The sequence below is a fragment of the Streptomyces sp. genome (assembly GCF_019510245.1).
Classification (GTDB): domain Bacteria; phylum Actinomycetota; class Actinomycetes; order Streptomycetales; family Streptomycetaceae; genus Streptomyces.
Genome location: NZ_JAEKKT010000137.1, coordinates 68,625 through 80,985 on the forward strand (window position 1 = coordinate 68,625; position 12,361 = coordinate 80,985).

Below are 12,361 nucleotides of genomic sequence, written 5' to 3' on the forward strand. Positions count from 1 at the left end.
GCCGACGGCGGGAGAACGGGGGTCGCAGGGTGATCGACGCGTACGAGGATCCGGGCACGCCCGACACGCGCGGCGGGTGGTCCTACCTGTGGTGGCTGGTGGCCCGCCAGCCCGGCCGCTCGCTCGCCGGGGCGCTGCTGGGCAGTGCGTGGCTGTCGCTGATGGCCGGGACGCCGTACATGATGTCCCGGGCGGTGGACGACGGCCTGGTGCCGGGCCGCATGGCGGTGCTGGCCGGGTGGACGGCGGCGATCTTCGTCCTCGGGGCGGTCAACGCCTGGATCAGCATCATGCGCCACCGCACGATGACCCGGGTGCGGATGGACGCCTACTTCCGCACCGTCAAGGTGCTCGTCGGGCAGACGGTACGGCTCGGCGCCGAGCTGTCGCGCCGGTCCGACGCCGGGGAGGTCGTGACGATCGGCGTCGGCGACGTGCACACCATCGCCCAGGCGCTGACCGTCGTCGGCCCCGGGGTGGGCGCGGTCGTCGTGTACGCGGTGGTGGCCGGTCTCCTGCTGAGGATCTCGCCCCTGCTGGCCGGTGTGGTGCTGCTCGGGGTGCCGGTGGTGGCCCTCGTCGCGGGCCCGCTGGCCCGGCGGCTGCAGGGCAGGGAGACCGAGTACCGGGAGCGCCAGAGCATCCTGACGGCCCGCATCGGCGACCTCGCGGGCGGCCTGCGCGTCCTCAACGGCCTCGGCGGCAAGGGCCTGTTCGCGGACGCCTTCCGCCGCGACTCCCGGCACCTGCGCGACCAGGGCTACCGGGTGGGCGCGGTCGCCAGCTGGGTCCAGGCACTGGGCATGGGCCTGCCGACGGTGTTCCTGGCGGTGGTGACCTGGATCGCGGCCCGGATGGCCGCCCGCGGCGACATCACGGTGGGCCAGCTGGTGTCCGTGTACGGCTATGTCGCGGTCCTGGTGGGCCCGGTGGCCTTCTTCCTCGACATGGGCTACCAGCTGAGCCGCGGCGTGGTGGCCGCCCGCCGGGTCGTCCGCCTCCTGCGCCACGAGCCGCAACCGGACACGGGCTCCGCACCGGCCCCGGCCGAGCCGTCCGCCCTCCACGACCCCGACTCGGGCGTACTGGTCCGCCCCGGCCGCCTGACGGCCCTGGTGAGCGCGACGGAAACGACCACGGTGATCGACCGCCTGGGCCGCTACACCCCCTCGAACGTGACCTGGGGAGGCGTACGCCTCGACGCCGTCCCCCTGGCGGAGGTCAGGTCCCGCATCCTGGTCGCCGACAACGATGCCGACCTCTTCGCGGGCCCCCTGATCGATGTCATCACCGGCACCGCAAACGCGCCCCAAAGGGGCGCGGGGCTGTTTCTGACTTGCGGCTGCCGCCGCGCGGGCGAGACCAGCCCCCACTCACCCACCGACACACCCCGAGGCCCGAGCCACAACGCGCCCCAAAGGGGCGCGGGGAACTGCGCGACCAGCCACGACCATCCCGCACCCGCCGACGCACACCCCACCCCACCCCCTGACGCGCACATCACCCACGCCCTCCACGCCGCCGCGGCGAACGACATCGTCCAGGGCCTCCCCGCCGGCCTCGACTCCCCCATCGACGCCAACGCCCGCAACCTCTCCGGCGGCCAACGCCAACGCATCCGCCTCGTCAGAGCGCTGCTCAGCGACCCCGAGGTCCTCCTCGCCGTGGAGCCCACCTCCGCCCTCGACGCCCACACCGAGGCCCTCGTGGCGGAGCGCCTCCGCACCGCCCGCCGCGGCCGCACCACCCTTGTCACCACCACCTCCCCGCTGCTGCTGGCCCACGCGGACGAGGTGGTCTTCCTGGTCGACGGCAAGGTCGCCGCGACCGGCACGCACGAGGGCCTGCTGGACCACGCACCCGGCTACCGGGCCCTCGTGGCCCGGGACACGGAGGACGAGGAGTTCGCAAGGTGACGACAGGTCAACTCCCCGTCGCCCAACCCGCCGAGGTCCGCCGCGCCACCCTGCGCCTGGTGCGGGCGGACCGCGGCCCCTTCGCCGCCGCGCTGCTGCTGAACGCGGCGGCGGCCTGCGCCGGCCTGGCCGGCCCCTGGCTGGTGGGCCGGATCGTGGACGAGGTACGGGCCGGCCGCGGGGTCGGCGCCGTGGACCACCTCGCCCGGTGGATCCTGCTCTGCTCCCTCGCCCAGCTGCTGCTCGCCCGCTCCGCCCGCTACCTCGGCCACCGCTTCGGCGAGCGGACGCTGGCCCGCGTCCGCGAGGAGTTCGTGGGCCGGGCGCTCGCGCTGCCCGCGGCGGTGGTGGAGCGGGCCGGCACCGGCGACCTGACCGCCCGCGGCACCGGCGACGTGAACACCGTCGGCACCACGCTGCGGGACGCCGGTCCCGAGCTGCTGGTCAACACGGTGCAGGCGGTGTTCGTGATGGGCGCGGTGTTCGTCCTGGACCCCGCGCTGGCCGCGTTCGGGGTGCTCGGGCTGACCCCGGTCTGGTTCGCGCTGCGCTGGTACCTGCGCCGGGCCCGGGACGGCTACCTCGCAGAGGGCGCGGCCACCTCCGGGGTCGCGGAGATCGTCACGGCGACGGTGGCGGGCGCCCGCACGGTCGAGGCGTTCCGGCTCCAGGGGCAGCGGATCACGGCGAGCCGGGACGCGCTGGAGACCAACCGGAAGGCCCGGTTCTACACCCTGTGGCTGCGCACCGTGTTCTTCCCGGCGGTCGAGGTGTCGTACTCGGTGCCGGTGGCCGGGGTGCTGCTGGTCGGCGGGCTGCTGCACACGGGCGTCGGGGTGGTGGTGTCGGCGGCGCTGTATCTGCGGCAGTTCACGGAACCGCTGGACCAGATCCTGATCCGGGTGGAGCAACTCCAGTCCAGCGGCGCCTCGTTCGCCCGGGTGGAGGGGCTGGCGCGGGCCCCGCGGGCGGCGGCGGACGGCACGGCGCCGACGCCGGCGGACGACAGGATCGACGTACGCGGGGTGCATTACGCCTACGAGCGCGGCGGCGAGGTGCTGCGCGGGGTGGATCTGACGGTGCGGCCCGGGGAGCGGCTCGCGGTGGTGGGTCCTTCCGGTGCCGGGAAGACGACGCTGAGCCGGCTGCTGGCGGGCGTCGAGGCGCCCGGGTCGGGCACGGTGACGGTGGGCGGGGTGCCGATCGCCGGACTGGAGCCGGAGCGGCTGCGGCGCCAGGTCGTGCTGGTCACCCAGGAACATCACGTCTTCCTCGGTACGGTCCGGGACAACCTGCTGATCGCCGAACCGGCCGCGGCCGACGCCGACCTGTGGGCGGCGCTGACCGCCGTCGGCGCCGACGACTGGGTGCGCGGCCTGCCCGGCGGCCTGGACACCCCGCTCGGCACGGGCGGCACGACCACCGACGGCTCCCGGGCCCAGCAACTCGCGCTGGCCCGGGTGGTGCTGGCCGACCCGCACACGCTGATCCTGGACGAGGCGACCGCGCTGCTGGACCCGGCGACCGCCCGGCACACCGAGCGCGCCCTGGCCGCCGTACTCGAAGGCCGTACGGTCATCGCCATCGCCCACCGGTTGCACACCGCCCACGACGCCGACCGGGTGGCCGTGATGGAGGGCGGCCTCCTCACCGAACTGGGCACGCACGAGGAGCTGGTGGCGGCGGGCGGGGCGTACGCGGCCCTGTGGGCGACCTGGCACGGTGACAAGGCGCCCTGAGCCGCCGGAGCGGGTGCCGATCGCGGCCTCACCGCAACACATCCGCATACCGAACATGAACATCCGGACAACGGACGATTTCCGGCCAAGTTTCTGACGCGGTCCTGACAGTTTGCGTTTTCTGGTGCCACTCTTCCCACGGCCGACTCACAGCAACCCCACAGCTTCACCCCGCCGTCGCCGTCGGTCCGGCACTGCACGCGCACATGGTTCCGCGCTCCGCCCAGTTCTGCCCGGCCGGCCCACCCGCCGTCCGGATCTCCCCTGGCCGTGTGACCCGCGGCCACGCAGAAGGAGTCAGTGTTGAGAAGCAGTTCCTCTCGCAGACGCACCCCCCACAGCACGTACCGCCGCACCGCCGCCGTCGCCCTCGCCGGGGTCGGCGCCCTGATCGCCGCAGCGGTCCAGTCGGGCGCGGCCAGCGCCGCCCCGCAGCCCGGCAGGGCCAACCCGGCCCACGCGGCCGTCAGGCTCTCCCCCTCGCAGCGCGCCGAACTGCTGCGCGATGCGAGCGGCGAACGGGCCGCGACCGCCAGGGCGATAGGCCTCGGCGCCCAGGAGAAGCTGGTCGTCAAGGACGTCGTCAAGGACGCCGACGGCACCCTGCACACCCGCTACGAGCGCACCTACGCGGGCCTGCCGGTGCTCGGCGGCGACCTGATCGTCGACACCGCCAAGTCGGGCGCCACCGAGCGGGTCATCAAGGCGAACAGCCACACCCTCAAGGTCGCCGACCTCACCCCGGCCAAGAGCGCGGCGAGCGCCGAGAAGACCGCCCTCGCCACCGCGAAGACGCTGGGCTCCACCAAGTCGGCCGCCGACGGCGCCCGCAAGGTGATCTGGGCCGGCTCCGGCACCCCCGTCCTCGCCTACGAGACGGTCGTCGGCGGCTTCCAGGACGACGGCACCCCCAACCAGCTGCACGTCATCACCGACGCCGCCACCGGCAAGAAGCCTCGCAGTCGAGCAACACCTGGGGCAACGGCACCACCTCGAACGCCGCCACCGCGGGCGCCGACGCGCACTACGGGGCCGCCGAGACCTGGGACTTCTACAAGAACACCTTCGGGCGCAGCGGCATCAAGAACAACGGCGTCGGCGCCTACTCCCGCGTCCACTACGGCAACTCGTACGTGAACGCCTTCTGGGACGACGGCTGCTTCTGCATGACCTACGGCGACGGGTCCGGCAACGCGGACCCGCTGACCGCCCTCGACGTGGCCGGCCACGAGATGAGCCACGGTGTCACCTCCAACACCGCGGGCCTCAACTACAGCGGCGAGTCCGGCGGCCTGAACGAGGCGACCTCGGACATCTTCGGCACCGGCGTGGAGTTCTACGCCAACAACTCCTCGGACGTCGGTGACTACCTCATCGGCGAGAAGATCGACATCAACGGCGACGGCACCCCGCTGCGCTACATGGACAAGCCCAGCAAGGACGGCGGCAGCGCCGACTACTGGTCCTCGTCGGTCGGTGGCCTCGACGTGCACTACTCGTCCGGCGTGGCGAACCACTTCTTCTACCTGCTGAGCGAGGGCAGCGGCGCCAAGGTCATCAACGGCGTCAGCTACAACTCGCCCACGAAGGACGGCCTTCCGGTGACCGGCATCGGCCGGGACAAGGCGCTGCAGATCTGGTACCGGGCGCTCACCACCAAGTTCACCTCGACCACCAACTACGCGGCCGCCCGCACCGGCACCCTCGCGGCGGCGGGTGAGCTGTACGGCACCACCAGCACCGAGTACAAGGCGGTGCAGGACGCCTGGGCGGCCGTGGCGGTCGGCTCGCGGTCCGGCGGTGGCGGCGGTACGGGCACGTCGTACGAGAGCACCACACCCGTGTCGATTCCGGACAACGGCCCGGCGGTCACCTCGTCGATCACGGTCTCCGGCCGGACCGGGAACGCACCGAGCAACCTCCAGGTAACGCCGAATATCAGCCACACGTGGCGCGGCGACCTGGTGATCGACCTCGTCGGTCCGTCCGGGACGTCGTACCGCCTGAAGAACTTCAGCTCCTCCGACTCGGCGGACGACGTGACGGACACCTACACGGTGAACGCCTCGTCGGAATCGGCCAATGGCACCTGGAAGTTGAAGGTCCAGGACCAGGCCGCGCAGGACGTCGGCACGATCAACGGGTGGAAGCTGACCTTCCCGTAACCGCAGGTACCCGACGCGCACTCCGGGCGCCGTCCACGGGGAGTCTCCCCCGCGGGCGGCGCACGTTTTACATGGCCGCAATGTTCACCCAACACCTGCTTTTCGGCCAACATCACTTCAGGGTCCTGACATGTACGCGACCTTGATGTCACTCTTCCATCACCCGTCGCACAGCACAGCAACTTCACAACCCCACAGCCGGGCCGGTAACCCCACTCCGCCCGGACTCCCCACATCCTGAAGGAGCTTGAGTGAGCCCCCTCTACGCGCGTCACAAGCGCACCACGCTCGCCATCGCCACCGCTGTCGCCGCCGGCGCCCTCCTCACCACTGCTATGACCGCGAACGCCTCGGCCGTCGACAAGCAGCCGCTGGCCGCCGCCCCCACCCTGCTCTCCAACTCCGCCCGCACCGCCCTGATCCAGAAGGCGGAGGCGAACCTCGCCGAGACGGGCCGGCAGATAGGCCTCGGCGCCAAGGAGAAGCTGGTCGTCAAGGACGTCGTGAAGGACGTCGACGGCACGGTCCACACCCGCTACGAGCGCACCTACGCGGGCCTGCCCGTCCTCGGCGGCGACCTCGTCGTGCACACGTCCAAGGCCGGCAAAACCGAGGGCGTCACCAAGGCCACGAAGACCGCCATCAAGGTGGCCTCCCTCAAGCCGCAGATCAGCACCGCCAAGGCGGAGAAGTCGGCGCTGAGCGTCGCCAGGACCCTCGGCTCGACCAAGTCGGCGGCCGACGGCGCCCGCAAGGTGATCTGGGCCGGCTCCGGCACCCCCGTCCTCGCCTACGAGACGGTCGTCGGCGGCTTCCAGGACGACGGCACCCCCAACCAGCTGCACGTCATCACCGACGCCGCCACCGGCAAGAAGCCGAGAACGCCACGGGCACCGGCAAGACCCTGTACTCGGGCACGGTCAGCCTCACCACCACGCTGTCGGGTTCGACGTACTCGCTGACCGACGCCTCCCGCGGCAGCCACAAGACGTACAACCTGAAGCACGGCACCTCGGGCACCGGCACCCTGTTCACCAACACCACCAACACGTGGGGCACCGGCGCCGCCTCCAGCTCCAGCACCGACGTGACCGCGGCCGCCGACGCCGCCTACGGCGCTCAGGAGACCTGGGACTTCTACAAGGACACCTTCGGCCGCAGCGGCATCAAGAACAACGGTGTCGGCGCCTACTCCCGCGTCCACTACGGCAGCTCGTACGTCAACGCCTTCTGGGACGACAGCTGCTTCTGCATGACCTACGGCGACGGTGACAGCAACACGCACCCGCTGACTTCGCTGGACGTGGCCGGCCACGAGATGAGCCACGGCGTCACCTCCAACACCGCGGGCCTCAACTACAGTGGCGAGTCCGGCGGCCTGAACGAGGCGACCTCCGACATCTTCGGCACCGGCGTGGAGTTCTACGCCAACAACGCCTCCGACCCGGGCGACTACCTCATCGGCGAGAAGATCGACATCAACGGCGACGGCACCCCGCTGCGCTACATGGACAAGCCCAGCAAGGACGGCGGCAGCGCCAACTACTGGTCCTCCTCGGTCGGCAACCTCGACGTGCACTACTCGTCCGGCGTCGCGAACCACTTCTTCTACCTCCTCTCGGAGGGCAGCGGCTCGAAGACGATCAACGGCGTCAGCTACAACTCGCCGACGTACAACGGCTCCACGGTCACCGGCATCGGCCGCGCCAAGGCGCTGCAGATCTGGTACAAGGCGCTGACGACGTACTTCACGTCGACCACCAACTACAAGTCGGCCCGCACCGGCACGCTCTCCGCGGCGGCCGCGCTGTACGGCTCCGGCTCCACCGAGTACAACGCGGTGGCGGCGGCCTGGACGGCGGTCAACGTCAGCTGACCCCGCGCCGAGCGCTACGGGCGGGCCCCCGGGGAGCAGCTGTCCCGGGGGCCCGCCCTACGCTCTCTCCCATGTCCTTCACGTACGAGGCGGTCGGCGCCACCCGCGAGAACCTCGCCGCCTGCCCACCGGGCTTCCACCCGCTGCACGTGCGCACGCGCATAGGCGAGGGCCAGGAAGTCTTCCGCCGGGCCGCCGAGGCGGTCCTCACCTGGGAACTCCACCGCGCCCTCGGCCTGGGCATCGACGCCGCCGCCGACCGCGCGGCCCCGGGCGTCGACGTCACCGTCACCCTGGCCGGCCTCATCAAGGCCCCCTGCCGGGTCGTCTGGACGGCCGAGGAGTCCCGCCGCGCGGGCTGGGCCTACGGCACCCTCGCCGGCCACCCCGAAAGCGGCGAGGAGGCCTTCGTGGTGGACCGCACCGGCGACGGCACGGTGTGGCTCACGGTCGCGGCCTTCAGCAGACCGGCCAAGTGGTACGCCCGCGCGGGCGGCGCCGCGGCCCGCGGACTGCAACACGCGTACGCCCGCAGGTGCGGGGCGGTCGTGCGCCGCCTCTGCGCGGATCCGGCGCCGGAGTTCTGACGGAGCCCGACGGGCGGACCGCCGAGGGACGGACGTGAGGGCGAGCGGAGACCACCCGCCCTCGGGGCAGCCCGGACCTCAGCGCATCAGCAGCCCGGCCCCCGTCACCGCCCCCTCCGCGGGGACCACCACCAGCCCGAGCTCCGCGCCCGACGCCAGCAGGCGGTGGGTGGGGAGGATGCGGACCGTGTAGCCGTAGGGGCCCGTGCGGTCCAGGGAGAGGGGACCCTCGTAGGTCCAGTGGCCCTCCAGGTCGGGGCCGCCGGTCGGCTTCAGGGGCACCGCGGTCGCGTCGGTGATGCGGTCCTCCGGGTCGACGCGGCCGGAGACGGCCTGGACCTCCACGTCGTCGGGGACCAGGTCGCCGAGGCGGACCCGGACGCGGACGGCGAGGGTGGTGCCGAGTTCGGCGGTGGCCGTCGCGGCGGCCGTCTCCACGTGGTCCACCGAGACGCCGTGCCAGGCCGCCCGCACCCTGCCCTTCCAGGCGGAGAGTTCCCGGGCCGTGTCTGGGGTCATGGACCGGTGGGCGTGGGCCGCCGGGGTGTAGAGGCGCTCCACGTACTCCCGGACCATGCGGCCCGCCAGCACCTTGGGACCGAGGAGGGTGAGGGTCTGGCGGACCATCTCGATCCAGCGGTCCGGCAGACCGCTGCGGCCCCGCTCGTAGAAGCGCGGGGTCACCCGCTGCTCCAGCAGGTCGTACAGCGCGGCGGCCTCGATGTCGTCCCGGCGGTCGGGATCGGTGCCGGCGCCGTCCGCCGTCGGGATCGCCCAGCCGAAGTCCGGCTGGAACCATTCGTCCCACCAGCCGTCCAGGACCGAGAGGTTGAGGCCGCCGTTGAGCGCCGCCTTCATCCCGCTCGTCCCGCATGCCTCCAGCGGGCGCAGCGGGTTGTTCAGCCAGATGTCACAGCCGGGCAGGAGCTTCTGCGCCATCGCCATGCCGTAGTCGGGCAGGAAGACGATCCGGTGCCGGACCCGCGGATCGTCGGCGAACCGGACCAGCTCCTGCACCAGCCTCTTGCCGCCGTCGTCGGCCGGGTGCGCCTTGCCCGCCACCACGATCTGGATCGGCCGCTCGGGGTGGGTCAGGAGATCCAGCAGCCGGTCGCGATCGCGCAGCATGAGCGTGAGACGTTTGTACGACGGGACGCGCCGGGCGAACCCGATGGTGAGCACGTCGGGGTCGAGGACCCCGTCGATCCACCCCAGCTCGGCGGTGCCGGCGCCGCGTTGCCGCCACGACGCGCGCAGCCGCTCCCGCACCTCCAGCACCAGCTGCTCGCGCAGGCTGCGGCGCAGCTCCCAGATCTCCTGGTCGGCGACCTCGGCGACCGCGTCCCAGCGCTCCGGACCACCGACCGTCAGCGCCTCCTCGGTGCGGCGGTCACCGAGCTGCCGGGCACCCAGCCGGACCACCTCCGGGGCCACCCAGGTCGGGGCGTGCACCCCGTTCGTCACCGAGGTGATCGGCACCTCGTCGGCGTCGAAGCCGGGCCACAGCCCGGAGAACATCTCCCGGCTGACGTTGCCGTGCAGCAGCGAGACCCCGTTGGCGCGCTGGGCGAGCCGCAGCCCCATCACGGCCATGTTGAACAGGTTGGGTTCACCGCCGGGGTAGGTCTCCATGCCGAGCCGCAGGATGTGCTCGACGCCGATCCCGGGGAGCTCGGCGTCGGCGCCGAAGTGGTGGGCGACCAGCTCGCGGTCGAAGCGGTCGATGCCGGCCGGGACGGGCGTGTGGGTGGTGAAGACCGTGCCGGCCCGCACCGCCTCCAGCGCCGCGTCGAAGTCCAGCCCCTCGGCTACCAGTTCGGCGATCCGCTCCAGGCCGAGGAAGCCGGCGTGGCCCTCGTTGGTGTGGAAGACCTCCGGCTCGGGATGGCCGGTGAGCCGGCAGTACGTCCGTACGGCCCGCACACCCCCTATGCCGAGCAGCATCTCCTGGAGCAGCCGGTGCTCGCTGCCGCCGCCGTAGAGCCGGTCGGTGACCTGGCGTTCGCCGACGTCGTTCTCCTCGACGTCCGAGTCCAGCATCAGCAGCGGCACCCTGCCGACCTGGGCCAGCCAGATGCGGGCGCGCAGCAGTCTGCCACCGGGCAGCGCGAGGGAGACGTGCGCCGGGGTGCCGTCGGCCTCCTTCAGCAGGGCCACGGGGAGTTCGTTGGGGTCGAGGACGGGATAGTGCTCCTGCTGCCAGCCGTCCCGGGACAGGGTCTGCCGGAAGTAGCCGTGCCGGTACAGCAGGCCGACGCCGATCAGCGGCACGCCGAGGTCGCTGGCCGACTTGAGGTGGTCGCCGGCCAGGATGCCGAGGCCGCCGGAGTACTGGGGCAGGGCGGCCGTGATGCCGAACTCGGGTGAGAAGTAGGCGACGGCGGCCGGGAGTTCGGCGGCCTCGGGGCGGGACTGGTACCAGCGGTCGCCGGTCACGTAGTCGCCCAGGTCGTCGGCGACCGCGGTCAGCCGGCGCAGGAAGCGCCGGTCGCCCGCCAGTTCGGCGAGCCGTGCCGGGGGCACACTGCCGAGCAGCCGCACCGGGTCGCCCTCCGAGGCGGCCCAGCGCTCGGGATCGACGGCCTGGAAGAGGTCACGGGTCTCGGCATGCCAGGACCAGCGCAGGTTGCGGGCCAGGTCGCTGAGGGGGCGGAGGGGTTCGGGGAGAACGGGACGGACGGTGAACCGACGGATCGCCTTCACATTCCACCTCGTGCGTTTCGCGTTCGCGGTGAGAGCCGTACGGCGGTGTGCGGCTCGGCGTCTGTCCGACAGTACCGGTGTCGGGGTACCGCTGGGGGCTGCCGTCCCCAGACCCCCGCTTCGGCCTGAACGGCCTCGTCCTCGAACGCCGGACGGGCCGGAGGCGGTGCGGACCGGGCCGCGCCGGACGCAAACAAGCCATACTTGTGGCAGTGTGCCGAACGGCTACGCCGTCGCGGCAAGCGCTGCACAGGCCGGACGGCTCGCCATGCCCCTCGCCGTCGGTCTGTTCGCCCCGGTCGCCGACGCCCTGATTGCGGGGGCGGCGAGCGGGAAGGTGTCGGATGCGGGGCGCGGGGCGCCGAACAGGCTCCTGCGGGTACCGGAGTCCTGAAGCGGTTTCCGGTATCCGAACACGCCAGCGGTCCCGTTCGCCGTGAACGGGGCCGGTCTTGTGTGTAGACATACGGCTGAGTAGTTAACAAAGTGCCGGATTGCCCACCCGAATAGGGTGGGAAGGCTCCTCCGGTACACCCCACAGACACAGCACTGACACCAGGCAGCGGTACAACAGCAGATACACCCCGCAGGACCCACCTCCCCACCACCCATCCGCCCACACCTTCGTTGCCGCGGACAGGAGCGGTCATGCCCGCCACGCACCAACCGTCAGCACCTCCGACCCGGCGCACGCCACCCGGTGCGCCGCCTCCCGCGGACGAGGCCACCGCCGTCGGCCGCATACCCGTCCTCGACGTCCGCCCGCTGGTCCAGCAGGGGCGCCGGCCCGCCAAAGCGGTCACCGGGGAGTCGTTCGAGGTCACCGCCACCGTCTTCCGCGAGGGCCATGACGCCGTCGCCGCCAACGTCGTACTGAAGGACCCCAAGGGCCGCCCGGGGCCCTGGACGCCGATGCGGGAGCTGGCCCCCGGCACCGACCGCTGGGGGGCCACCGTCACCGTCGACGGGAAACCGGGCCGCTGGACCTACCAGGTCGAGGCATGGGGAGATCCGGTCGCCACCTGGCGCCACCACGCGCAGATCAAGATACCCGCGGGCATCGACACCGAGCTGGTCCTGGAAGAGGGCGCCCGGCTCTACGAACGGGCCGTCGCCGGGGTCCCGAAGGCAAAGAAACGGGAAATCCTGCTGACCGCCGTCGCCGCCCTGCGCGACGAGGAACGGCCCGCCCCCTGGCGGCTGGCCGCCGCCCTCACGCCCGAGGTCGACAAGGTCCTGGCGCGGTATCCGTTGCGGGAGCTGGTGACGGTCTCCGAGGTGCTGCCGTTGCTGGTGGAGCGTGAACGGGCCCTGTTCGGTTCGTGGTACGAGTTCTTCCCGCGTTCGGAGGGCACGCCCGAGCGGCCGCACGGCA

Annotated in this window: 5 protein-coding genes and 2 pseudogenes; 6 read left to right on the top strand and 1 reads right to left on the bottom strand. The window is 72.2% G+C overall.

The genetic code is table 11. The annotated features are described in order from the left end of the window. Positions 1–29 precede the first annotated feature (29 nt). The 5 genes and pseudogenes from JF597_RS21205 (at position 30) to JF597_RS21225 (ending at position 8,283) form a co-directional block, all read left to right on the top strand. On the top strand, positions 30–1,916 hold the full coding sequence (locus tag JF597_RS21205; RefSeq protein WP_293996954.1) for an ABC transporter ATP-binding protein: 1,887 nt from the start codon (positions 30–32) through the stop codon (positions 1,914–1,916). Then, positions 1,913–3,655, top strand: a complete 1,743-nt coding sequence (locus JF597_RS21210; RefSeq protein ID WP_293996956.1) for an ABC transporter ATP-binding protein — start codon at positions 1,913–1,915, stop codon at positions 3,653–3,655. The genes JF597_RS21205 and JF597_RS21210 overlap by 4 nt, the downstream gene beginning before the upstream one ends. Before the next feature lie 303 nt (positions 3,656–3,958). Continuing rightward, positions 3,959–5,820: pseudogene (locus tag JF597_RS21215) on the top strand (M4 family metallopeptidase). 251 nt (positions 5,821–6,071) lie between these two features. Beyond that, positions 6,072–7,696, top strand: a pseudogene (locus JF597_RS21220) (M4 family metallopeptidase). 71 nt (positions 7,697–7,767) lie between these two features. Next, positions 7,768–8,283, top strand: a complete 516-nt coding sequence (locus JF597_RS21225; RefSeq protein WP_293996958.1) for a DUF1990 family protein — start codon at positions 7,768–7,770, stop codon at positions 8,281–8,283. Between the two features lie 78 nt (positions 8,284–8,361). Here the strand turns inward: JF597_RS21225 and glgP are convergent, their stop codons facing one another. Next, positions 8,362–10,986: an alpha-glucan family phosphorylase gene (gene glgP / locus JF597_RS21230; RefSeq protein WP_293996960.1), complete on the bottom strand. Its 2,625-nt coding sequence runs from the start codon at positions 10,984–10,986 to the stop codon at positions 8,362–8,364. Positions 10,987–11,634: 648 nt separating this feature from the next. On the opposite strand from glgP, the gene JF597_RS21235 reads away from it, so the two are divergent. Beyond that, on the top strand, positions 11,635–12,361 hold a 727-nt coding region (locus JF597_RS21235), incomplete at its 3' end, for a maltotransferase domain-containing protein (RefSeq protein WP_293996962.1).